Raw genomic sequence first — 22,668 nt, 5'->3', positions numbered from 1 at the left:
TCCCACTGTTCACCTCCGAATTGTTGTAGACGCGTAGACGTAAGCTGTGACCCATGTCGGGTGAATTGAGGGTTTTGGGGGCATGTCCGCTGGACTGCCCGGATACCTGCTCATGGGTGGTGACCGTCGAGAACGGCCGGGCCGTCAAGATGCGCGGCAACCCCGACCAGCCCTACACCAGGGGCGCGCTCTGCGTGAAGGTCAACCGCTACCTGGAGCACACCCGCGCCGACGACCGCATCCTCCACCCGATGCGCCGCACCGGGCCGAAGGGCTCGGGCCAGTTCGAGCGGATCACCTGGGAAGAGGCGCTCGACGAGATCTCCGTACGGCTGCGCGGCATCGTCGAGGAGCACGGCGGCGAGGCGATCTGGCCGTACCTGGGCACCGGCACGCTGGGCTACCTGCAGGGCTGCGAGGGCGTGGCCGGTCGCCGGTTCTGGAACCTGCTGGGCGCCTCCAAGCACTGGCTCAACATCTGCTCGGCGGCCGGCAACAGCGGCCTGCGGCGGACGAACGGCACCGCGGCCGGCATGGATCCGGAGAACTTCGCGCTCTCCAAGCTCATCCTGCTCTGGGGCACGAACACGCTGACCAGCGGGCACCACCTGTGGAAGTTCATCCAGGACGCCCGCGCGAACGGCGCGCACGTCGTCGCCATCGACCCGATCCGCACCAGGACCGCCGACCAGGCCGACGAGCACCTGGCGATCAGGCCGGGCACCGACGGGGCGCTCGCGCTCGGGCTGCTCAACGTCGTGCTGGCGGAGAACGCGCAGGACGAGGAGTTCCTGGCCGAGCACACCGAGGGCTGGGCCGAATTCCGCGAGGAGATCCTGCGCCACCCGGTCGAGCGAGTGGCGGAGATCACCGGGATCCCGGCCGAGGCCGTCCACAGGCTGGGGACGAGGCTCGCCCACACGCGCCCGACCGCGCTGCGCGCCACCCACGGACTCCAGCGGCACGCGGGCGGCGGGGCCGCGCTGCGCACGATCGCCGCGATCCCCGGCGTCACCGGCGACTGGCGCCACCCCGGCGGTGGCATGGCCTTCTCCACCAGCGACCACGTGCACCTCAACGTCGACAGGCGCGACGACCTGCTGGCCGCGCCGGTGCGCACGCTGGTCATGACGAAGATCGCCTCGCAGCTCGAGTCGGTGAAGTGCCTGTGGGTGTACGCGGCCAACCCGGCCGGCTCCTCCCCCGACTCCAACGCCATCAAGCGGCAACTGGCCCGCGAGGACCTGTTCACGGTGGTCATGGAGCACTTCCCGACCGACACCGTGGACTACGCCGACATCGTGCTGCCCGCGACCATGCAGACCGAGCACCACGACCTGCACGCCGGCTACGGGCACCTCTACCTGCTGTGGAACGAGCAGGCCGTGCAGCCTCCGGGCGAGTGCCTGTCCACGACGGAGACGTTCCGGCGGCTGGCGGCGCACATGGGGATGACGGAGCCGTCGCTGTTCGACTCCGACCTGGAGCTGGCCGAGCAGCTCCTGACGAGCGGGCACCCGTCGCTGGAGGGCATCACGCTGGACCGGCTGCGCAAGGAGGGCTGGGTACGGCTGAACTACCCGCGCCCCTTCGCGCCGTTCGCCGAGGGCTTCCCGACGCGTTCCGGGCGGCTGCGCTTCCCTCCGGCCGGGCAGGCGTACGTGCCGCCGCACACGGCCGCCGCGGCGGGGCGCTCGCCGTACCCGCTGGCGCTGGTCACGCCCGCCTCGCACACGTTCCTCAACACGACCTTCGGCAACAACCCGGAGCTGCGGCGCCGCGCCAAGGGCCCGGTGGTGCTGGTCAACCCGGCCGACGCGGCCGACCGCGGGCTGGTGGCCGGCCAGCGCGTACGCGTGCGCAACGACGGCGGCGAGTTCCTGGCCGACGTGGAGATCAGCGACCGGGTGTCGGCCGGGGTGGTGGCCTCGACGAAGGGCCACTGGCCCAAGCTCACCCCCGGCGGCGCCAACCCGAACGCCGTCGTGGCCGAGCGCGACGCGGACATGGGGCGGGGCCCCGCCTTCCACGACAACCTGGTGGAGCTCACCCCGTACGCCCCCTGACCGGCCCGCACCCGCCGCCCGCGCATCCTCCCGGGGACGGCCTACAGGGCCAGCTTGTAGCCCACGTGGGAGTCGGTGAAGCCGAGCGAGTCGTAGAAGCGGTGCGCGTCCGTACGGGACTTGTCGGAGGTGAGCTGCACCATCGCGCAGCCGCGCGTCCGCGCCCGGCCGATCGCCCACGTGATCATCCTGCGGCCCAGCCCCTGCCCACGGGTCGAGGCGGCGACCCGGACGGCCTCGATCAGGCACCGCTCGGCCCCCAGCCGCGACAGCCCGGCGAGGTACGTGAGCTGCATCGTCCCCACCACCTTGCCGTCGACCTCGGCCACGATCAGCTCGTCGGCGGGGTTGGCGTCGATCCGCTCGAACGCGGCCAGATACCGCTCGTCACCCGGGTCGCCCTCCCGCGCGGCGCCCAGGGGGTCGTCGGCCAGCAGCGCCACGATGGCCGGCACGTCCTCCCTGCGCGCCGGCCGGAAGATCAGCGACAGCAGGTAGTGGGACTCCATGAGGGCGGGGTTCGACGGCAGGGCCATGACCTTGCCGCTGGGCGTGAAGCCCTTGCGCGCGTAGAGGGCGCGGGCGGCGTGGTTCTGGTCCACGGCCCAGAGGCCGGCCTCCTCGGCGCCGGCGCTCCTGGCCCACTCGACGCCCGCGTCCACCAGCCGGGAGCCCACGCCCGCGCCCCTGGCCTCGGGCGCGACCCACATGGACAGCACGTGAGCGTGCCGCGGCTCCTCCAGCATCATGCACACCATTCCCACGTCGGCGCCGTCGCGCGTGGCCACCCAGTAGCGCGCGTCCGGGTTCGCCAGCCGCTCCGCCCACTTCTCGGGCGGGAACTCGACCTCGCGGCCGTACGAGGACCCGAACGCGTCCGGCGAGTCCCGCAACGCGCGCAGGCGAACCTCCCGCAGCCGCGCGCCTTCGTCCGGACCGAGCTGCACAATGTCGATTTCCCTCATGTCCGAATCATGTCAGGGACAGTTCAGGGTCCGTCCCCGATGCCCCCAGGGTGGGACAAAAGGCAGCATGACGGTATGAACGAAATCAGTCGACGCGATGAGGTCTCGCTGTCCGGCGCCGCTCTCCGGGGCGCCCCTTGGAAGACCGCCGCCATCGGCGGCGGTGTCGTGTCCGCCGCCAGCTTCGGCATGGGCGTGCTCACCGGTGGCGGCGACCTGGTGTGGGCCCTGGGCCTGGGCGTCAGCCTGTTCGCCCTGATCGCCGCCATCGGTTCGGTCTCCAAGCCGAACGAGGGCGACCGGGTCACCCGCCAGGCCCGGCTCTGGTCGCTCAAGCATCCGTGGAAGTTCGCGCTCCTGCCGGCCGGCATCACGGCCGTGCTGGACTATCCGGTGCAGCTCGTGCTCGACGGCGAGGGCGTCTTCGGCTCGGCCTTCGACGCCCTGTGGCACGGCGCGCTCGTCTACCTGATCGCCGGCATCCTGACGCTCACGATGCAGGGACGAGCGCGATCGGGCCAGTGACCCCCGATCAACCCGCGGTGGCCTCCCTCTCGGCCTGGCTCCTGCAGACGCAGAACTCGTTGCCCTCGGGGTCGAGCATGGTGACCCAGCCGGTGCCGTCGGGCTTGCGCAGATCGTCGAAGACCGTCGCGCCCAGCCCGACCAGCCGCTCGACCTCCTGGTCACGAGTCCTGCCCTCGGTGCCGTTCACGTCGAGGTGCACCCGGTTCTTGACGGTCTTGCCCTCCGGCACGCGGATGAACAGCAGGAACGGATCCTGCTTCGTACGCAGCATGACCTCGTCGTCCCCCGGTTGGTCCCCCTCGCCCAGGGGCAGGCCCGTGGCCTTGCTCCACCAGCTGGCGATCTCGTAGGGGTCGGCGGCGTCGATGGTGACGGCATGAATCTCGATCATGAGGCCACCCAATCGCGACACCACCAAAGGCGTCAAGCCAGTGTTCGCAGCCCGATGACGCCGGCCAGGATCAGGGCGATGGAGATGAGCCGGGGCAGCGACACCTCGTCCCCCATGGCGATCATGCCCAGGATCGCGGTGCCCGCCGCGCCGACGCCGGTCCAGACGGCGTACGCGGTGCCCACCTCGAGCGACTTGAGCGCGTACGAGAGCAGCCCGAAGCTCAGCACGGCCGTGACCAGGAACGACAGGGCCCACCACAGATGGGTGAAGCCGTTGCTGAGCTTGAGCGAAAGGGCCATGGCGACCTCGAAGACGCCGGCCAGGAAAAGGACGATCCACGCCACGATGCGACTCCCTGAAGACGAGACTGACACGGTGCGTCGTCTTGGCGTTCCGGGTACGGCGCGTCTCGTCCGGGAGCCTTTTCAGCTCATCTGAGTGAACGTCGCAGGTAGAGCGATCATTCCCACCAGATCGTGACCCACCGGTCACGGGGCACCGGCCACATGCCGAGCTCCAGCACCGTCGCCGCCATCTCATCGGCCCTGGCGGGATCGAGGCAGACCCGCCGGCACGCGCTGGCGGCCAGCTCCTCCAGCGACGTGAAACGTTCCAGAGGGGCTTCCCTCTCCTCCACCCGCACCGCGAACCCGAGCGCCGCCGCCAGCGCCACGCAGTCCTCCGCGATGGGCCGCACCGGCCGGTCCACGCCGTGGAAGTGCTGCCACAGGGGCGCCATCCAGCTCATGGGATGGCGGTGCGGCAACTCCAGGACCACCCTGCCCTGCGTACGGGCGTCGAGCGCGCGCAGGAAGTCGGCCAGGTCGGGCACGTTGTAGACCACGTGCGCCGCCACGGCCGCGTCGGCCATCGGGACCTGGTCGGACACGTCGGGCCAGCGGCCCACGACCGTCGTCACCGGCACGCCCAGCTTCTCCGCCCGGGCCGTCAGCCCCTCCAGCATGGAGGCCGAGGTGTCCACCGCGTAGAGATGCCCGATGCGCCCGTGCAGCGGCAGGGACGCGGCCCCCGGGCCGGAGCCCACGTCGAGCAGCGTGCCCTTGTGGGGAAGGCCCTCGGACAGGCGGGTCATGGTCGGTCCGTCGTCAGGCTCGGTCAGCGCCCTGTCGGTACGGGTGCCGAACCTTTCGGGCGAATGACTCCACGGGTCCACGGGAGCCTTGGCCAGGATCTCGTCCGGAATCGCCCAGGATTCCAGTCGCTCTCGCCATCGTGCGGCGAGTTCTTCGGCGTCCATGGAGACGAGCATGCCATGCATAGCCTGGGTTACCCGCGGGTAGCATTTCAGAGTAAGGTTACTCACCAGTACAGAAGCCTCGGTTCAAGGAGATCGACGCCCATGGGCCACTACAAGAGCAACGTGCGTGACCTGGAATTCAACCTTTTCGAGGTGTTCGGGAGACGCGAGATCCTCGGCACAGGGCCATTCGCCGAAGTGGACGAGGATGTCGCCCGCAGCGTTCTGGACGAGATGAGCCGGCTCTCCACCGGCGTGCTCGCCGACTCCTTCGAAGAGGGCGACAGGCACCCGCCCGTGTTCGACGCGGCCACCGGCTCCGTGAAGGTCCCCGAAGGTTTCAAGAAGTCCTACAAGGCGCTGGTGGAGGGCGGCTGGGCGCACCTCGACCTGCCCGCCGAGCTGGGCGGCCCGGGCATCCCGCGAAGCCTGGCCTGGGCCACGGCCGAGATGGTGCTCGGCGCGAACCCGGCGCTCTACATGTACGCCGCGGGCCCCAACTTCGCCTACACCCTGTGGAAGGTGGGCACGCCGGAGCAGAAGCGCTTCGCCGAGCTGGCCATCGAGCACAACTGGGGCGCCACCATGGTCCTCACCGAGCCCGACGCGGGCTCCGACGTGGGCGCCGGGCGGACGAAGGCGGTCCAGCAGCCCGACGGCACCTGGCACATCGAGGGCGTCAAGCGCTTCATCACCAGCGCCGAGCACGACATGTCCGACAACATCTTCCACCTCGTGCTGGCCCGGCCCGAGGGCCACGGCGCCGGCACCAAGGGGCTGTCGATGTTCCTGGTGCCGAAGTACCACGTGGACCTCGAGACCGGCGCGCTCGGCGAGCGCAACGGCGTCTACGTCACCAACGTCGAGAAGAAGATGGGCCTGAAGGTCTCCACGACCTGCGAGCTGACCTTCGGCGACAAGCACCCGGCGATCGGCTGGCTGGTCGGCGACGCGCACGAGGGCATCAAGCAGATGTTCATGGTGATCGAGCACGCCCGCATGATGGTCGGCACCAAGGCCATCGCCACGCTCTCCACCGGCTACCTGAACGCCCTGGAGTACGCCAAGGCCCGCGTGCAGGGCGCCGACCTGACGAGGATGACCGACAAGACCGCTCCCCGGGTGACCGTGACCCACCACCCGGACGTGCGGCGCGAGCTCATGCTGCAGAAGGCGTACGCCGAGGGCATGCGGGCGCTGGTGCTCTACACGGCCACGTTCCAGGACACCCTGCTCATCGACCCGGACGACCGGCACGCCCAGCAGATGAACGACCTGCTGCTGCCCATCGTGAAGGGCGTCGGGTCGGAGCGGTCGTACGAGCTGCTCTCCCGCTCCCTGCAGACGCTGGGGGGCTCCGGCTACCTGCAGGAGTACCCGATCGAGCAGTACATCCGGGACGCCAAGATCGACTCCCTGTACGAGGGCACGACCGCGATCCAGGGCCTCGACCTGTTCTTCCGGAAGATCCTGCGCAACCAGGGCGCGGCGGTCGGCTCGCTGCTGGCCGAGATCAACGAGTTCGCCGGCTCCGAGGCGGGCAACGGCCGGCTCAAGGAGGAGCGCAAGCTGCTCACCGAGGCCGCCGCCGAGGTCAAGGCCATGGGCGACACGATGGCGGGCTGGGCGCTCGGCTCGCTGGAGGTGCCCCAGGAGGTCTACAAGGTCGGCCTGAACACCACCAGGTTCCTGCTCTCGCTGGGCGACCTGGTCATCGGCTGGCTGCTGCTGCGCCAGGCCGAGGTGGCCCTGGCCAAGCTGACCGAGGACGAGGACCCGTTCTACCTGGGCAAGGTCGCCGCCGCCTCGTTCTTCGCCAAGACCGTGCTTCCCCGGCTGTCCGCCGAGCGGCGCGTGCTCGCCTCCACCGGCCAGGAGCTCATGGAGCTCCCCGAGGAAGCCTTCTAGGACCACCCCCTCTGCCACCCGCGGCAGTCACACCGGCCGGGCGCCCGCATCCGTGCGGGGCCCGGCCGTCGTTGTGTCGGCCCGGACACAGTCACCGGATCCGGGGGCGGGTAACGTCCCGGCCATGAGTTCGTCTTCACATGACCATCCCCTGCCTCCTCCGCGCATCGAGGAGGTGTCGGACGGCGTGTACGCATATCTCCAGCCTGACGGGAGCTGGTGGATCAATAACACCGGCTTCCTGGCGGGCCGGCGCGGCGTCGTCGTCGTCGACGCCTGCTCGACCGAGCGCCGCACGCGGGCCTTCCGCGAGGCCATCGGCAAGGTCAGCGACCGGCCGATCACCACTTTGGTCAACACCCACCACCACGGGGACCACACGTTCGGCAACTGGCTGTTCCCCGAGGCCACGATCGTCGGGCACGAGGGCGTACGCGAGCAGATCATCGCCGACGGCGTCCCCGCCTACCGCGCCGCGTGGTCGCCCGAGGTCGAGTGGGGGAAGATGGAGATCGCGCCGCCGTTCCTCACCTTCACCGACCGGGTCACCCTGCACTCCGACGACCTGCGCTGCGAGGTCAGGCACGTCGGGCACGCCGCGCACACGACCAACGACTCCTACGTGTGGATCCCGGAGCGGCGGCTGCTGTTCTCGGGTGACCTCGTCTTCAACGGCGGGACGCCGTTCGTGCTGATGGGCTCGGTGGCCGGTGCGCTGCGGGCGGTCGAACAGCTCAGGGAGCTGGGGGCGGAGACCATCGTGCCGGGGCACGGCGAGGTGTGCGGGCCGGAGGCGTACGAACCGGTCGAGGGCTATCTGCGCTTCGTGCAGGAGACCGCCCGGCGGGGCAAGGAGGCGGGGCTGACGCCGCTGGAGACGGCCAGGGAGACGGACCTGGGCGAGTGGGCGGGGCTGCTGGACGCCGAGCGCATCGTGGGCAACCTGCACCGCGCCTACGCCGAACTCGACGGGCAGCCCCTCGGCGCGCCGATCGACCTGGTCACCGCCGTGCTGGACATGATCACCTACAACGACGGGAAGCCCTTGTCGTGTCTCGCCTGAGATGCGACGGGTGTGATCAACGATAGTCGGGTATGACCGAGGCTGTACTCGCCGTTTGCCTGGAGGTCGTCATGGGTGTCGGGGTCAGCATCTTCTTCCTCACGCTCGGCGCCATCCTGAGGTTCGCCATCGAACCCGACGTGTTCGGTCAGAGCGTTCACATGGACGTCGTGGGCGTCATCTTCATGATCGTCGGCGGCGTGGGAGTGGTGCTGAGCATCGTGCTGGCCCCGAGGCGGGGCCAGACGTCCGACCACAGACTGATGCACCGCGAGAACAACCCGCCTGACCTCTAGAGGCTCAGCTGCACGGCGGCGCGGGTCGCGAGGATCGGCTTGATGTGCTGGGCGATCACTGCCTGGTGGTCGGGGTGGTCGCGGTAGACGAGGTAGTCGTCGAGGCTGTCGAAGTCCGCAACCACGCCGTAGTCGTGGTTGCCCTGGTTGATGAGCGCGTCGGGGCCCACCGTGTAGGAGCGCAGCTGCGGGATGAGACCCGGCAGTTTGCGCAGCTCGGCCGTCACCGCGGCCTTCTGCTCGTCGGTCGCGTCCTCGGTCCAGGTGAACAGCACGATGTGGCGAATCATGCGAGTCACTTTATCGATGTATCTGATCCGGGCCTCGCGCACTCTGACGTGATCGGGGTGCGGGCGTCCCCACCGTACGGCGATCGCCGGGGGAGGGGTCCTCCCGGCGGTCGCCGTACCCGGTTCGGGGATCAGCTCCAGGCGAGCATGCGGATGGGGTCCTCCAGCATGGCGCCCACGTCGCGCAGGAACAGCGAGCCCAGCTCGCCGTCCACGATCCGGTGGTCGAAGGAGAGCGACAGGGTCGTCACCTTGCGGACCGCCAGCTCGCCGTCCACCACCCACGGCATGTCCCTGACCTGGCCGAAGGCGAGGATGGCCGACTCGCCGGGGTTCAGGATCGGGGTGCCGCCGTCCACGCCGAACACGCCGACGTTGGTGATGGTGATGGTGCCGCCGGACATCTCCGCCGGTTGCGTACGGCCCGCCCGGGCCGTCTCCGCGAGCTGGGCCAGCTGCCTGGCCAGGTCGGGGAGCGACAGGGCGTGCGCGTCCTTGACGTTGGGCACCACCAGGCCGCGCGGAGTGGCGGCGGCGATGCCCAGGTTCACGTAGTGCTTGACCACGATCTCCTGGGCCGCCTCGTCCCAGGAGGAGTTGATCATCGGATGCCGCCCGACCGCGGTCAGGACGGCCCTGGCCACCAGGAGCAGCGGAGAGACCTTGACCTCGGCGAAGTCGGGGAGCGCCCGCAGGCGGCGCACCGCGTCCATGGTGCCGGTCATGTCCACCTGGAGGAACTCGGTGGCGTGGGGGGCGGTGAAGGCGCTGGTGACCATGGCTTGGGCGGTCATCTTGCGTACGCCCTTGACGGGGATGCGCTCTTCCCGCTCCCGCGGCTGCGGAGCCGCCACGGGGGCCTGCGCGGGGGCCTGGGCTGCCGCCTGGATGTCCTCGCGGGTGATCGAGCCCTGCGGGCCCGTGCCGGTGACGGCGGTCAGGTCGACGCCCAGGTCCTTGGCCAGCTTGCGGACCGGGGGCTTGGCCAGGACGGCCACCCGGCTGGGCAACGGAGCCGCCGGTGCCGGTGCCGGTTCGGGGGTCGGGGCCGGGGCCGGTTCGGGGACCGGAGGGCCGTCCACCTCCACCCGAGAGGGGTTGGCGACCGGGTTGGCCGGGACGCCGGGGGACGGTTGCCTGCGGGGGCGGCGTTTGGTGGCGCCGGTCTTGACGCCGTAGCCGACCAGGACCGCCTGGCGTTGCTCCTTGGGCGCCGGGCTGCCGTGGGCGCCGGGCTCGACCGCGCCCTCCGCCGGCGGCTTCGGGACCATGTCGTCCGCCAGGGCCTCCAGCCTGCCCGCGGCACCGCTCTCGGCCCCGGCGCCTGAAACGGCGGCCGGGGCGGTGACGGCCGGAGTGGTGGCGGCCGGAGTGGTGGCGGCCGGGGCAGCGCCGGTCGGGCCGGGGGTTTCGCCGGGCTCGGTGGTGTCGACGGCGATGATCGGGGCACCGACGTCGACCGTCTGGCCCTCCTCGGCCATCAGGCCCGCCACCACGCCGTCCCACGGGATCGGCAGCTCGACGATCGACTTGGCCGTCTCGATCTCCACCACGATCTGGTTGACCTTGACGTCGTCACCGGCCTTGACGTGCCAGCGGACGATCTCCGCCTCCGTCAGGCCCTCGCCGACGTCCGGGAGCTTGAACTCGCGTCGCATTGACAACCCCTCAGTATCCGAAGGTCCGGTCGACGGCGTCGAGCACCCGGTCCAGGTCGGGCAGGTAGTGCTCCTCCAGCTTCGACGGCGGGTAGGGGGTGGAGAAGCCGCCGGTCCGCAGCACGGGCGACTCCAGGTGGTAGAAGCACTGCTCGGTGATCCTGGCCGCGAGCTCGGCGCCGAAGCCGCTGTTGACGGGCGCCTCGTGCACGACCACGACCCGCCCGGTGCGGCGCACGGACTCCATGACGACCGGCTCGTCCAGCGGGTTGAGCGAGCGCAGGTCGATGACCTCCAGCGAGCGCCCGTCGTCCTCGGCGGCCGCGGCGGCCTCCAGGCAGGTCTTGACCATGGGCCCGTAGGCCAGCAGCGTGACGTCGCTCCCCGGCCGCACCACCTTGGCGGCGTGCAGCGGCGACCACCAGTCGGTGGAGGCGGTGTCGATGTCGGCCTTCTCCCAGTAGCGGCGCTTGGGCTCGAAGAAGATCACCGGGTCGTCGCTGCGGATGGCCTGCTGGATCATGGTGTACGCGTCGGCCGGGTTGGAGCAGGCGACGACGCGCAGGCCGGCCGTGTGGGTGAAGTACGCCTCCGGCGACTCGCTGTGGTGCTCGACCGCCCCGATGCCGCCGCCGCACGGGATGCGTACGACGACGGGCAGCTTGATCGCGCCGAGCGAGCGCATCGGCATCTTGGCCAGCTGGGTGATGATCTGGTCGGCCGCCGGGAAGACGAACCCGTCGAACTGGATCTCGCACACCGGCCGGTAGCCGCGCAGCGCCAGCCCGATCGCGGTGCCGATGATGCCCGACTCGGCCAGCGGCGTGTCGATGACGCGGTCCTCGCCGAAGTCCTTCTGCAGGCCGTCGGTGACCCGGAACACGCCGCCCAGCTTGCCGACGTCCTCGCCCATGATGAGGACCTTGGGGTCGTCCTCCATGGCCTTGCGCATGCCTTCGTTCAGTGCCTTTGACAAGCTGAGAACGGTCACTTCTCGAACCCCTCCAAGTACGCGGCGAACTGGGCGCGCTCCTGGTCGATCAGGGCGTGGGGCTCGCTGTAGACGTGGTCGAAGATGTCGAGCGGCTCGGGGTCGGGCATGGCCAGGCAGCGCCGGCGCAGGTCGGCGCCGAGCTGGTCGGCCTCGGCGTCCACCGAGTCGAAGAACGCCTGGTCGGCCTGCTCGTTCTTGAACAGGAACGACTTGACCCGCTCGATCGGGTCCTTGAGCTTCCACGCCTCCAGCTCGCTGGCCACCCGGTAGCGCGTGGGGTCGTCGGTCGTGGTGTGGGCGCCCATCCGGTACGTGTACGCCTCGATGAGCGTCGGGCCCTGCCCGGTGCGGGCGGCTTCGAGCGCCTTGCGCGTCACCGCCAGGCAGGCGAACACGTCGTTGCCGTCGACCCTGATCCCGGGGAACCCGAAGCCGGAGGCCCGGCGGTAGAGCGGGATGCGGGTCTGCTTCTCCAGCGGCTCGGAGATGGCCCACTGGTTGTTCTGGCAGAAGAACACGATGGGGGCGTTGAAGACGCTGGCCCAGATGAACGACTCGTTGACGTCACCCTGGGAGGTGGCGCCGTCGCCGAAGTAGACGATGGTGGCGGCGCTGGCGTCGTCGCGCTGGATGCCCATCGCGTAGCCGACCGCGTGGAGGGTCTGGCTGCCGATCACGATCGTGTACAGGTGGAAGTTGTGCTCCTTGGGGTCCCACCCGCCGTGGTTGACCCCTCTGAACAGGCCCAGCAGCTTCACCGGGTCCACGTCCCTGCACCACGCCACGCCGTGCTCGCGATAGGTCGGGAAGGCCATGTCGGAGTCGGTCAGCGCGCGGCCCGAGCCGATCTGGGCCGCCTCCTGGCCCAGCAGCGAGGCCCAGATGCCCAGCTCGCCCTGCCGCTGCAGCGCCACCGCCTCCAGGTCGATGCGCCGGACGAGCATCAGGTCGCGGTAGAGCGACCGGATCTCCTCCGGGGTCAGGTCTATGTCGTAGTCGGGATGCTCGACCCGCTCGCCCTCCGGGGTGAGCAGCTGGACGAGCTCCGGGGGTGCGTCCGCACCGCGAGAGGCGTCGATGGTCATGCCACTCCTGCTGGTCGGGGCCGGTGTCGATGGGGTTGCCACGTGGCCGGCCTGCCTTGCGACGAACCGGGAGGTGGAGGTTCGTCAGCGTTTGGGGCCATCGTGGCAGACGTCACAGCCCTGTGCGCAAGCCCCATGTCCTCCCCGTTCCCGTTGTGTTCGCAGCCACACGCGCCGGTAGGCTGTGCTTCCCATTCACCCACCGCTCCCAGGAGGAACGCAGTGGCCCGCGTCATCGTGGACGTCATGTTGAAGCCCGAGATCCTCGATCCGCAGGGCCAGGCGATCGCCAGGGCGCTGCCCAGGCTCGGCTTCTCCGGCGTCTCGGCCGTGCGTCAGGGCAAGCGCTTCGAGGTCGAGATCGACGGTCCGGCCGACGATGCGGCGCTGGACGAGGTCCGCAAGATCGCCGAGACGCTGCTCGCCAACACCGTGATCGAGGACTACAGCGTCCGGGTTGAGGGCTAAGTCACATTTGGCGCCCTGTTTTCCCCTGGGGCGGTTAAAGTGAGGTTCCGACGTGCCACAATGCCACGGGCGTGCCAACACTAAATAACAACAACGTGATTTTGCGGTTAGCCCCGATTTCTCAGGGAAACCTACTCCAGGTGACATTCTGGCGCCCGGAGGAGTCCGGTGGATATTGAGTTCTCGTTGGCACTGCCCCGGGATGCGATCGGCATACCGATGGTCAGGCGAGTGCTTGGTGATGCCATGCGTTCACTCAACGTGAGCGAGACCTGCATCTCCGACATGCTCCTCGCCGTGTCCGAGGCGTGTTCCAATGCGGTCCGGCATGGAGGGCCGGCCAACCGCTACGAGGTTACGGCGGCGATCGGGTCCGGCCAGTGCGACGTGCGCGTCGCGGACAACGGTGACGGCGTCCCGTCGATGCCACCGCACTTCCCCCCTCCCGACACCGAGAACGGCCGCGGCCTGCTGATCATGCGCTCCGTGGTCGACGAGATCTCCTTCGGCGTCACGCCCGGCCGCGGCACCACGGTCCACCTGCGCAAGCTGCTCGCCTGGGACGACGGCGCCGAGGCCCGTCCCCGCGAGCTCGCCGCGGTCTGACCTGGTCGTTCGATCGGCGGCTGCGCTGCTCCGGGCCGATGCGGACCATGTGTGAGCACCCGATAACCTGATTACACCGCCGTCCACCCCGATCGGACGGTGGCGCGCGCATTCCTCCGGAGGGGACGACTGTCATGAGCGCTGCCCGTGTGGGCGTAGTCACGTTTCCAGGAACTCTCGACGACCAGGACGCAGTCAGAGCCGTACGCCTCGTGGGCGCGCAGGCGGTCCCGTTGTGGCACGCCGACCACGACCTCAAGGGGGTCGACGCCGTGTTCCTGCCCGGCGGCTTCTCCTACGGCGACTACCTGCGCTGCGGCGCCATCTCGCGCTTCGCGCCGCTCATGGACGAGCTCGTGCCCGCCGCCAGGGCGGGGCTGCCGGTGATCGGCACCTGCAACGGGTTCCAGATCCTGTGCGAGGCGCACCTGCTGCCCGGCGCGCTGACCCGCAACGCCTCGCTGCACTACGTCTGCCGTGACCAGCGGGTCAGGATCGAGCAGACCGCGACCGCGTGGACCAACTCGTTCGAGCAGGGCCAGGAGATCGTGCTGCCGATCAAGCACGGCGAGGGCCGCTACGTGGCCTCCGAGGACACCTTGGCCGCGCTCGAAGCGGGCGGTCACGTGGTCGTCCGCTATGCCGGCGGCAACCCGAACGGCTCGCTCAACGACATCGCCGGCATCCGCAACGAGGCGGGCAACGTGGTCGGCCTCATGCCGCACCCGGAGCACGCCGTCGAGGAGCTGGTCGGCGCCCCGAGCACCGACGGGCTCGGCTTCTTCACCTCCATCCTGAAGAACCTGGTGAACGCATGACAGACAGTGTGAAGCGGGCGGCGGAGACTCCCGACGAGCCGATGCCCTTCGCCGAGCTGGGGATGAAGCAGGACGAGTACGACCGGGTCAAGGAGATCCTGGGCCGCCGTCCGACCGGCTCCGAGCTGGCCATCTACAGCGTCATGTGGTCCGAGCACTGCTCGTACAAGTCCTCCAAGGTGCACCTGAAGCAGTTCGCCACCAAGGCGCCCAAGTCCGAGGCGCTGCTCGTGGGCATGGGCGAGAACGCCGGCGTGGTCGACATCGGCGACGGCTGGGCGGCCACGTTCAAGATCGAGTCGCACAACCACCCGTCCTACGTCGAGCCGCACCAGGGCGCGGCCACCGGTGTCGGCGGGATCGTCCGCGACATCATGTCGATGGGCGCCCGCCCGATCGCCGTCATGGACGCGCTGCGCTTCGGCGCCGCCGACGCCGTGGACACGCGCCGGGTGCTGCCCGGCGTGGTCGAGGGCATCAGCAGCTACGGCAACTGCCTGGGCCTGCCCAACATCGGCGGCGAGGTCGCCTTCGACCCCTGCTACATCGGCAACCCCCTGGTCAACGCCCTGTGCGTGGGCCTGCTGCGCAAGGACCAGATCAAGCTGGCCACCGCGCCCGGCCCGGGCAACAAGGTCGTGCTGTTCGGCGCGTCCACCGGCCCCGACGGCATCGGCGGCGCCTCGGTGCTGGCCAGCGCCACGTTCGAGGACGAGTCGCAGGCCAAGCGCCCCGCCGTGCAGGTGGGCGACCCGTTCATGGAGAAGCTGCTCATCGAGTGCTGCCTGGAGCTGTACGCGGCCGACGTGGTCGTGGGCATCCAGGACCTCGGCGCGGCCGGCGTCTCCTGCGCCACCACCGAGCTCGCCGCCAAGGGCACCGGCGGCATGAAGGTCGACCTCAACCTGGTCCCGCTCCGCGACCCCTCGCTCAGGCCCGAGGAGATCCTCATGAGCGAGTCGCAGGAGCGGATGATGGCCGTGGTCCGGCCCGACGACATCCCCGCGTTCATGGCGATCTGCGAGAAGTGGGACGTGCCCGCCACCGTCATCGGCGAGGTCACCGACACCGGCCGCCTGGTCATGACCTGGGACGGCGAGACCATCGTGGACATCCCGCCGGGCACCGCCGCCGACGAGGGCCCCGTCTACGAGCGCCCCTTCCACGAGCCCGCCGGACAGGCCGCGCTCAACGCCGACACGCCCGACCGGCTGGAGCGGCCGACCGACCTGCGGGAGACGCTGCTCAAGCTGCTCGCCTCGCCCAACCTGGCCTCCAAGGAGTGGGTGACCTCCCAGTACGACCGCTACGTCCGCTCCAACACCGTGCTGGCCCAGCCGGCCGACGCGGGCATGGTGCGGATCTCCGAGGTCATGGCGGGCGCCGAGCCGACGACGCGCGGCATCGCGCTGTCCACCGACGGCAACGGCCGCTACGCCAAGCTCGACCCGTACGCGGGGGCGCAGCTCGCGCTCGCCGAGGCGTACCGGAACGTGGCCGTGACCGGCGCCAAGCCCCTGGCCGTCACCAACTGCCTCAACTTCGGCTCCCCCGAGGACCCGGAGGTCATGTGGCAGTTCGCCGAGGCCGTGCGCGGCCTGGCCGACGCCTGCCGGGCGCTGGGCGTGCCGGTGACCGGCGGGAACGTCTCGTTCTACAACCAGACCGGCTCGACGGCCATCCACCCGACGCCGGTCGTGGGCGTGCTCGGGGTCATCGAGGACGTGGCCAAGCGGGTGCCGTCCGGGTTCGTCGCCGAAGGGCTGCGGGTCGTGCTGCTCGGGGACACCCGCGAGGAGTTCGGCGGGTCCGAGTGGGCGCACGTCGCGCACCGCCACCTGGGCGGGCTGCCGCCCCAGGCGGTCCTGGAGGCCGAGCAGGCGCTGGGCACCGTGCTGGTGGAGGCGGCGCGCCGGGGGCTGCTCGAAGGGTCGCACGACCTGTCCGACGGCGGCCTGGCCATCGCGCTCGCCGAGTCCTGCCTGGCGAGCGGCGTCGGGGCCAGGGTGGAGCTGAGCGGTGACGCGTTCACCGACCTGTTCAGCGAGTCGGCCTCGCGGGCGCTCGTCGTGGTCCGGCCGGAGGCGTACGACGAGTTCGCCTCGCTGTGCGGGCGCCACGAGGTGCCCTGTTACGGCCTCGGGATGACCGGCGGGGCGTCGCTGGTGGTCGAGGGCGTGTTCGAGGTCTCCGTCGAGGAGCTGCGGGAAACGCACTCGGCGGCGCTTCCCGCGCTGTTCGGCTGAGTTCTTCCACAAGAGGGCCGGTACGGGTCATCCGTGCCGGCCCTTTCGTTCCGGTGCGTTACGCCTTCTTCATGCAGACGACGTAGACGGTGCCGTTGACGCTGGTGCCGTTGTTCCCGCCGCCGTAGTTCTTGGCTTCGGGCGCGGGCGTCTCGGTGGTGGTGGTGCTGGCGTAGGAGTTGTGGCCGTTGTCGTCCTTGGACACCGAGACCGTCCAGCCACCGTTGGTGGGCTTGCTGGCCATCACGACGGCGTTCTTGAGCGTGCCGAAGGAGAAGCCGCCGCCCGTCACCATCCCGCCGGGCCCGCAGTAGGCGGTCTCCGAGCCGAGCGAGTTGATCGACTCGACCTTGGTGTAGGTGATGTAGGAGCCGCCGTTGCCGGGCTCGCCCTTCTCACCCTTCTCGCCCTTGTCGCCCTTCGGACCCTGGGGGCCCTGGGGACCCGCCGGGCCGGTCGCGCCGGTCTTGCCGGGCTCACCCTGCTCGCCCGGCTTGCCCTGCGGGCCGGCCGGGCCCGTGTCGCCCTTGGGGCCCTGCGGGCCCTGGAGGCCCTGCTTGCCCTGCGGGCCGACCGGCCCCATGTCGCCCTTGGGGCCCTGCGGGCCGGCGGGGCCGCGGTCGCCCTGCTGGCCGGTCTGGACGGTGGTCGTGGACGAGCCGCCGCCGATCAGGATGCGCTCCTCCGTCTTCCGGCACTTCGTCGTGGGGTTGACGATCCGGGCGTACCGCGACTTCTTGTGCACGCAGGCGTGCACCTCGGCGGCGGCGGACGAGGCGGTGGCGACGCCACCGACGGCGAGGAGCGAGGCGGCCAGCGCTCCGACAGTGGCGAGCGTGATCGTGCGCCCGCCGCGAACCTTGATAGCCACGGCTTTCCTTCCAGAGGAACGAGTGATGCTCATGTTGTGCATGAGATTCACGTTTCAAACGTTCCAAGGGATGGCAGAAACTACATAACGTATCCATCACGAAACGGAGGGTTACTGACCAGATTGACCGATTGTCGGCAACTTCGGTGAGTAAAAGGACGCATCGAGGACATCGGTACCGCGTGGATAATCGGGTCTGTGTCAACGCCCGGTCGCCCTCCCTACCTCCCACCGGCCACTCAGCCGGTGCGTGGTGTGGTCTGGGCCATCCATCTGGTCCTGCCCCTGCTCGGACTCTGGCTGCTGCTGTCGCAGCCGGACGTCAACGTCTTCTGGCAGCACAACGCCGGCCACTTCTGGATGATCATCCTGGTCGCCGGGGTCAACGTCGTGCTCGGCGTCCTCATCAGCGAGGCGTCGCGGCGCCGGCAGGACGCTCGGCTGTTCCTGGTCTCCATGGTCTTCCTGAGCAGCGCCGGGTTCTTCTTCCTGCACGGCCTGGCCACACCGAAGATCATCCTGCCCACCGGTTCCGTGGGGTTCGACCTGGGACAGCAGGTGGGGCTGACGATCGCGTCGGCGTTCGCGTTCGCCTCGGCGCTGCCGCTGGACGCCAAGGCGGCCAAGGCCGTGCTGGGCTCGCAGCACTTCATCCGGGCCGTGCTCCTCGGGTTCATGATCCTGTGGGGCCTGGCGTCGCTGATCCCCGGCCTGACCCCCCTCAGCGAGCCGCCGATGGTCTCGCCGATCGACTGGCTGGTGTGGGCGTCGGTGCCCGGCCTGCTGCTGTACGCGGCGGCGAGCGTGATGATGTTCCTGCTGCACCGGCGGCGCCCGTCGGCCATGCTGATCAGCCTGATCACCGCGTACGCGCTGCTGGCCGAGTCGATGATCGCCGGGATGTCGCAGCTCAACTGGCATCTGTCCTGGTGGGAATGGCACATCCTGCTCACCCTGGCCTTCGTGTTCGTGGCCTACAGCGCCTACCTGCAGTTCCGGCGGGAGGGGTCGAGCGCGGGCCTGTTCGACTCGGTGACGCTGTCGGCGACCGTGGCCCGCATCCGGCGTGACTACGACGAGGCCCTGGAGGAGCTGGTCGAGCACGTACGCCGGGGCGAGCCGCTGGCCGCGACCCGGCTGTCGGGCAAGTTCCGGCTCAACGAGAGCCAGGCCGCCGTGCTCGACCGGGCCGGCGAGGCGCTGGCCAACGAGCGGGAGCTGTCGGAGCGCCTGTCCGCCCTGGTGGCGGTGAGCGCGCAGACCAGGATCGGCCTGCCCGAGGACCAGCTCCTGACGACGTCGCTGGAGCGGGTGCGGCAGGCGTACGGCGATGTCAAGATCGCCCTGGTCGCCGACGGCCGGACGCAGATCGGCTCGCGCGACTACCAGTTCGCCGACGGCAACCCGATCAAGCGCGACCAGCTCCTGGCCTTCCCCCTGACCGTCAAGGGCAACCTGGCGGGCGTGCTGGAGGTGCCCATCGGGCGGACGAACCAGGACGAGGCGCTGGCCGCGACGCTGGCCGGGCAGCTGTCCATCTCGCTGGAGAACGCCCGCCTCTACCAGGAGCTGCACACGCTCTTCCACCAGTACATGTCGCCCGACGTGGCGCACGCGCTGCTCGCCGATCCGGGGCAGGCGGCGCTGGGCGGCGAGCTGAAGGAGCTGACCGCGCTCTTCGCCGACCTCAAGGGCTTCACCACGTTCTCGGAGAAGGTCACGCCCGGCGAGATCGTCGAGATGCTCAACCGCTACCACACGGCCGCCGTTCCCTGCATCCTGAACAACGGCGGCACGATCGTGCAGTTCGTCGGCGACGCGCTGCTCGCCCTGTTCAACGCCCCGGCGACGCAGACCGGGCACGCCCGGGCGGCCTGCCGGGCGGCGCTGGAGATGCAGCGGGCGGCCTCCGAGGTGGCCGAGGAGATGGCCTGGAAGCGGACGGACGACGTCGAGTGGCCGACGTTCCGGGTGGGCGTCAACACCGGCCCCGCGCTGGTCGGCAACATCGGCAGCCCGGAGCTGCGCGGGTTCAACGCGATGGGCGACTGCGTGAACGTGGCCGCCCGGCTCCAGGCCGTCGCCGAGCCCGGCACGGTCGTGATCGGCGAGACGACCTACCGGCAACTGGGCGATGGCGTGTCGGTGAACCCGTTGGGCCAGCTCAACCTCAAGGGCAAAGAAGAGCTCGTGGCGGCCTACGTTCTGACCGAATTGAGATAGAAGGGTGGTGCAGGTACCGACATAATCGGGCGCATGGATTCAGAGCCCGGTGAGTTCCTGACCCTTCTCACGGACCAGGAGGTCGAGACCCTGCGCGCCGCCGGTCGGCAGCGGCGCTGGGATCGGGGCACGACCATCATGACCGAGGGCGACACCTCCGACTGGGTGCTGGTGCTGCTGGAAGGCCGGGTCAAGTGCTCGTCGCACACGAGCAGCGGCACCGAGGTGGTGCTGGCCGTGCGCGGCCCCGGCGCGCTCCTGGGCGAGCTGTCGGCCATCGACGGATCCCCGCGCTCGACCACGGTGACCGCGCTGGAGCCGATCTCCGGCATCGTGGTGCGCGACTTCCCCGCCTTCCTGGAGGCCCACGGGCGCATCGCCGTCCTGCTCATGCAGCTCATCAGCGGGAAGCTGCGCGACGCGGACCGCAAGCGCATCGAGTACGGCGCGTTCGACACCACCGGCCGGGTGGCGACGCGGCTGCTGGAGCTGGCCGAACGCTACGGCGAGAAGACCAACAGCGGCGTGCGCGTGGCGCTCCCCCTGTCCCAGGACGAGCTGGCCGGCTGGACGGGCGCCTCCCGCGAGGCCGTCAGCAAGGCGCTGCGCACGCTGCGCGACCGGGGCCTGATCGAGACCGGCAGGCGGCGCGTGGTGATCCACGACCTGGAGGGGTTGCGCAAGCGCGCCAGGTGACGCAGGTGACCCTGGTGACAAAACGGACGTACGTCGTACGTCATAGTGGAGGGCATGGTCGCGGTCACCCCCCAGGACGACACCCGCATGCGCTACGCCTGGCGGGTGTGCGCGGTCACCAGCCTGGGCCTGGTCCTCATCGGCATCGCCGGCAGCACGCTCAACGTGGCCTTGCCCACGGTGGTGCGGCACTTCCACGCCGACGCGCTTGAGTCGGGCTGGATCCTGCTGTCGTTCCTGCTGGTCAACACCGCCAGCCTGGTGTTCTTCGGCCGGGTGGCCGACCTGCTGGGTAGGCGGGAGGTCTACCTGACGGGCTTCGCCCTGTTCACGCTGGCCTCGCTGCTGGCCGGGCTGTCGCCCGACGTGTGGTTCCTGATCGCGATGCGGGTCCTCCAGGCGATCGGCGCCGCCATGATCCTCGCGAACGGCACCGTGATCATCACCGACGCCTTCCCGCCCGACCGGCTCAGCCAGGGCATGGGCGTCTACATCGGCACGCTGTCGGTGGCCCAGCTGGCCGGGCCCACGCTGGGCGGGCTGATCGCGGAGACGGCCGGCTGGCAGTGGATCTTCTGGGTGAACGTGCCGGCCGGGCTGGTGGCGCTCGGCGTCGGAGCGGCGATCTTACGCAAGATGCCCAGGCAGCCGAAGGTGCCCGTGGACGCGCTGGGCAACGTGCTGGTGTTCGCGGCGCTGTCGGCGCTGCTGCTGGCGCTGTCGGAGGCGGGCACCGGCGGGTTGTCCAGCCCGGTGGTGCTGGCCGGGGCCGGCGTGTTCGCCGTGCTGCTGCCGGTGATCTTCCTGACCGCGCGGCGCTCCCCGAATCCGGTGCTGGACCTGCGGCTGTTCGGCGGGCGGCTGCTGACCTACGCGAACCTGGCCTCGTTCTGCAACGCGCTGGCCAGGTCGGCGCTGATCCTGGTCGTGGCGCTCTACTTCCAGGCGGCCAGGGGGGTGGACGCGTTCGAGGCGGGGCTGAGCGTGCTGCCCGTGCCGGTCGGGATCGGGCTGGCCTCGCCCGTCGTGGGCATGCTGGGGCGGAAGGTGTCGCCGTACGCGCTGTCCATCGGGGGCGCGCTGCTGAGCGCGGCCGGGCTGGGCACGCTGATGCTGACGGCCGATCCGGCGACGCCGTACTGGGTGATCGGGATCGGGCTGTTCGTGGCGGGCTGCGGCAGCGGGACGTTCCTCACGGGGAACACCACGCAGGTCATGCGGGCGCTGCCGAGCGGGAGCCTGGGGGTGGTCAACGGGTTCCGCGTCATGGTGATGAACGTCGGCATCGTGATCAGCGTCGGCCTGTCGCTGAGCGTCCTCACCGGCTCGGTGGGACCCGCGTTGCGGGAGCAGGTCTACGCGGGGACGCTGTCCACGTTGTCGCCCGTGGCGGTGGGGCAACTCATGGACGGCTTCCAGCGGGCGTACGCGGTGTTGTTCGCGGTCGCCCTGGCCGGAGCCGTCCTGGCGGCGCTGGCGCGCCCTCAGAAGGCGGTGGCGAGCCGGGACTCCACGTCCCGGTAGCGGGAGACCGGGACGAGGTGGACGCCGGCGAAGGCGCCGGTGTCGCGCAGGGCGAGGACCTGCTCGCAGGCCGCCTCCACCCCCGCCATCCGGTCCGCGGCCACCTTCTCGATCAGCTCCTCCGGCAGGGCGATGTCGGGGATGGCGGCGGCCAGGGTGCGGGCGTGGCGCTCGCTGGCCAGGACCATGACGCCGGCGTAGACGGGGACGTCGACCGGGTGCGCCTCGCGCCACGCGACCTGGGCCTCCACCGAGAAGCTGACCTGGGAGAACAGGAAGTCGGCGGTACGCTTCCAGGCCGGCAGCGGGCGTAGCGCGGCGGCCGCCCCCAGCCGGACGCCCGGCGTGAACTCCCGCGCCTCCTCGATCATCGACCGCACCGTCAGGTCACTCGTCCGGTTGCCGCTCGTCGGCTTGTCGCCGTAGACGAACAGGAACTGGTCGACCCCGTAGGCGGCCGCCGTCAGCAGGTCGCGCCGGAAGCCGAGCAGGTTGCGGTCGCGCGAGTTGAGACAGGCGATGCCGCGCCCGCCCATCGCCTCGACCTCGTGGGCCACGGCCACGCTGGACACGGTCGCGCGGCCGATGTGGTTGTCGGGGATGAGGAACGCGCTGGCGATCTTGCTCATGGTGCCGATCTGGTGCCTGACGTGCTTCAGATCGGGCTTGGTCGGGGGTTCGATCTCGCAGATCAGCTCGAAGGACATGATC

At 70.2% G+C, this 22,668-nt stretch carries 22 protein-coding genes, 1 pseudogene and 1 riboswitch; of the genes and pseudogenes, 12 read left to right on the top strand and 11 right to left on the bottom strand.

What is annotated here, in order from left to right:
* Positions 1-53: 53 nt before the first annotated feature.
* Positions 54-2,066 carry a molybdopterin-dependent oxidoreductase gene (locus ACBJ59_RS55250; protein ID WP_375118006.1) on the top strand — a complete coding sequence of 671 codons (2,013 nt, stop codon included), beginning with the start codon at positions 54-56 and terminating at the stop codon, positions 2,064-2,066.
* Between the two features lie 41 nt (positions 2,067-2,107).
* Here the strand turns inward: ACBJ59_RS55250 and ACBJ59_RS55245 are convergent, their stop codons facing one another.
* Both ACBJ59_RS55245 and ACBJ59_RS55240 read right to left on the bottom strand, forming a co-directional pair.
* Entirely contained in the window at positions 2,108-2,575 is a 468-nt protein-coding gene (locus ACBJ59_RS55245; protein ID WP_375118012.1) for a GNAT family N-acetyltransferase, read from the bottom strand.
* A 42-nt stretch (positions 2,576-2,617) separates the two neighbouring features.
* Positions 2,618-3,031 (bottom strand): annotated as a pseudogene (locus ACBJ59_RS55240) (GNAT family N-acetyltransferase); the annotation flags it as partial.
* A gap of 75 nt (positions 3,032-3,106) precedes the next feature.
* Here ACBJ59_RS55240 and ACBJ59_RS55235 point away from each other — a divergent pair.
* A complete protein-coding gene (locus ACBJ59_RS55235; protein ID WP_375118005.1) occupies positions 3,107-3,556 on the top strand; it encodes a hypothetical protein in 450 nt (149 codons plus the stop codon).
* Positions 3,557-3,563: 7 nt separating this feature from the next.
* Here the strand turns inward: ACBJ59_RS55235 and ACBJ59_RS55230 are convergent, their stop codons facing one another.
* From ACBJ59_RS55230 to ACBJ59_RS55220, 3 genes are all read right to left on the bottom strand, one after another.
* Entirely contained in the window at positions 3,564-3,950 is a 387-nt protein-coding gene (locus ACBJ59_RS55230; protein ID WP_364124418.1) for a VOC family protein, read from the bottom strand.
* Positions 3,951-3,982: 32 nt separating this feature from the next.
* Positions 3,983-4,297 carry a DMT family transporter gene (locus tag ACBJ59_RS55225; RefSeq protein ID WP_375118004.1) on the bottom strand — a complete coding sequence of 105 codons (315 nt, stop codon included), beginning with the start codon at positions 4,295-4,297 and terminating at the stop codon, positions 3,983-3,985.
* A gap of 30 nt (positions 4,298-4,327) precedes the next feature.
* Positions 4,328-4,388: riboswitch (guanidine-III (ykkC-III) riboswitch) on the bottom strand.
* 25 nt (positions 4,389-4,413) lie between these two features.
* On the bottom strand, positions 4,414-5,211 hold the full coding sequence (locus ACBJ59_RS55220) for a class I SAM-dependent methyltransferase (RefSeq protein ID WP_375118003.1): 798 nt from the start codon (positions 5,209-5,211) through the stop codon (positions 4,414-4,416).
* Between the two features lie 102 nt (positions 5,212-5,313).
* On the opposite strand from ACBJ59_RS55220, the gene ACBJ59_RS55215 reads away from it, so the two are divergent.
* From ACBJ59_RS55215 to ACBJ59_RS55205, 3 genes are all read left to right on the top strand, one after another.
* Positions 5,314-7,119 carry an acyl-CoA dehydrogenase gene (locus ACBJ59_RS55215; RefSeq protein ID WP_375118002.1) on the top strand — a complete coding sequence of 602 codons (1,806 nt, stop codon included), beginning with the start codon at positions 5,314-5,316 and terminating at the stop codon, positions 7,117-7,119.
* Positions 7,120-7,243: 124 nt separating this feature from the next.
* Positions 7,244-8,182 carry an MBL fold metallo-hydrolase gene (locus ACBJ59_RS55210; RefSeq protein WP_375118001.1) on the top strand — a complete coding sequence of 313 codons (939 nt, stop codon included), beginning with the start codon at positions 7,244-7,246 and terminating at the stop codon, positions 8,180-8,182.
* Positions 8,183-8,214: 32 nt separating this feature from the next.
* Complete coding sequence (locus ACBJ59_RS55205) at positions 8,215-8,478, top strand: hypothetical protein (protein ID WP_375118000.1); 264 nt, start codon at positions 8,215-8,217, stop codon at positions 8,476-8,478.
* Here the strand turns inward: ACBJ59_RS55205 and ACBJ59_RS55200 are convergent.
* From ACBJ59_RS55200 to pdhA, 4 genes are all read right to left on the bottom strand, one after another.
* The gene (locus ACBJ59_RS55200; RefSeq protein WP_375117999.1) at positions 8,475-8,768 is read right to left on the bottom strand and encodes a Dabb family protein; all 294 of its coding nucleotides are present in this window, start codon (positions 8,766-8,768) and stop codon (positions 8,475-8,477) included. The genes ACBJ59_RS55205 and ACBJ59_RS55200 overlap by 4 nt on opposite strands.
* Before the next feature lie 131 nt (positions 8,769-8,899).
* A complete protein-coding gene (locus ACBJ59_RS55195) occupies positions 8,900-10,426 on the bottom strand; it encodes a dihydrolipoamide acetyltransferase family protein (protein WP_375117998.1) in 1,527 nt (508 codons plus the stop codon).
* A gap of 10 nt (positions 10,427-10,436) precedes the next feature.
* Positions 10,437-11,417 carry an alpha-ketoacid dehydrogenase subunit beta gene (locus ACBJ59_RS55190; protein WP_375117997.1) on the bottom strand — a complete coding sequence of 327 codons (981 nt, stop codon included), beginning with the start codon at positions 11,415-11,417 and terminating at the stop codon, positions 10,437-10,439.
* Entirely contained in the window at positions 11,414-12,505 is a 1,092-nt protein-coding gene (gene pdhA, locus ACBJ59_RS55185; protein WP_375117996.1) for a pyruvate dehydrogenase (acetyl-transferring) E1 component subunit alpha, read from the bottom strand. The genes ACBJ59_RS55190 and pdhA overlap by 4 nt, the downstream gene beginning before the upstream one ends.
* Positions 12,506-12,727: 222 nt before the next feature.
* Between pdhA and purS the strand changes: the two genes are divergently transcribed.
* The 4 genes from purS (at position 12,728) to purL (ending at position 16,643) form a co-directional block, all read left to right on the top strand.
* Positions 12,728-12,973, top strand: a complete 246-nt coding sequence (gene purS / locus ACBJ59_RS55180; RefSeq protein WP_375117995.1) for a phosphoribosylformylglycinamidine synthase subunit PurS — start codon at positions 12,728-12,730, stop codon at positions 12,971-12,973.
* Positions 12,974-13,192: 219 nt separating this feature from the next.
* Complete coding sequence (locus ACBJ59_RS55175) at positions 13,193-13,579, top strand: ATP-binding protein (protein ID WP_364124846.1); 387 nt, start codon at positions 13,193-13,195, stop codon at positions 13,577-13,579.
* A 134-nt stretch (positions 13,580-13,713) separates the two neighbouring features.
* Entirely contained in the window at positions 13,714-14,397 is a 684-nt protein-coding gene (gene purQ, locus ACBJ59_RS55170) for a phosphoribosylformylglycinamidine synthase subunit PurQ (RefSeq protein WP_375117994.1), read from the top strand.
* Positions 14,394-16,643, top strand: a complete 2,250-nt coding sequence (purL, locus tag ACBJ59_RS55165; protein WP_375117993.1) for a phosphoribosylformylglycinamidine synthase subunit PurL — start codon at positions 14,394-14,396, stop codon at positions 16,641-16,643. Before purQ ends, purL begins: the two co-directional genes overlap by 4 nt.
* A 58-nt stretch (positions 16,644-16,701) precedes the next feature.
* Here the strand turns inward: purL and ACBJ59_RS55160 are convergent, their stop codons facing one another.
* A complete protein-coding gene (locus tag ACBJ59_RS55160; RefSeq protein WP_375117992.1) occupies positions 16,702-17,514 on the bottom strand; it encodes a hypothetical protein in 813 nt (270 codons plus the stop codon).
* A gap of 255 nt (positions 17,515-17,769) precedes the next feature.
* Here ACBJ59_RS55160 and ACBJ59_RS55155 point away from each other — a divergent pair, with 255 nt between their 5' ends.
* Genes ACBJ59_RS55155 through ACBJ59_RS55145 form a run of 3 tightly spaced genes read left to right on the top strand, consistent with a single transcriptional unit; the run spans position 17,770 to position 21,957 of the window.
* On the top strand, positions 17,770-19,737 hold the full coding sequence (locus ACBJ59_RS55155; protein ID WP_375117991.1) for an adenylate/guanylate cyclase domain-containing protein: 1,968 nt from the start codon (positions 17,770-17,772) through the stop codon (positions 19,735-19,737).
* A 33-nt stretch (positions 19,738-19,770) separates the two neighbouring features.
* Complete coding sequence (locus ACBJ59_RS55150) at positions 19,771-20,433, top strand: Crp/Fnr family transcriptional regulator (protein ID WP_364124462.1); 663 nt, start codon at positions 19,771-19,773, stop codon at positions 20,431-20,433.
* A 54-nt stretch (positions 20,434-20,487) separates the two neighbouring features.
* Positions 20,488-21,957 carry an MFS transporter gene (locus ACBJ59_RS55145; protein WP_375117990.1) on the top strand — a complete coding sequence of 490 codons (1,470 nt, stop codon included), beginning with the start codon at positions 20,488-20,490 and terminating at the stop codon, positions 21,955-21,957.
* Here ACBJ59_RS55145 and ACBJ59_RS55140 read toward each other — a convergent pair.
* The gene (locus tag ACBJ59_RS55140) at positions 21,918-22,664 is read right to left on the bottom strand and encodes a methylenetetrahydrofolate reductase (protein ID WP_375117989.1); all 747 of its coding nucleotides are present in this window, start codon (positions 22,662-22,664) and stop codon (positions 21,918-21,920) included. The genes ACBJ59_RS55145 and ACBJ59_RS55140 overlap by 40 nt on opposite strands.
* Positions 22,665-22,668: the final 4 nt, after the last annotated feature.

The sequence above is a fragment of the Nonomuraea sp. MTCD27 genome, assembly GCF_041950495.1.
Taxonomy (GTDB): Bacteria; Actinomycetota; Actinomycetes; order Streptosporangiales; family Streptosporangiaceae; genus Nonomuraea.
This window is presented reverse-complemented; position numbering and strand designations above follow the sequence as displayed.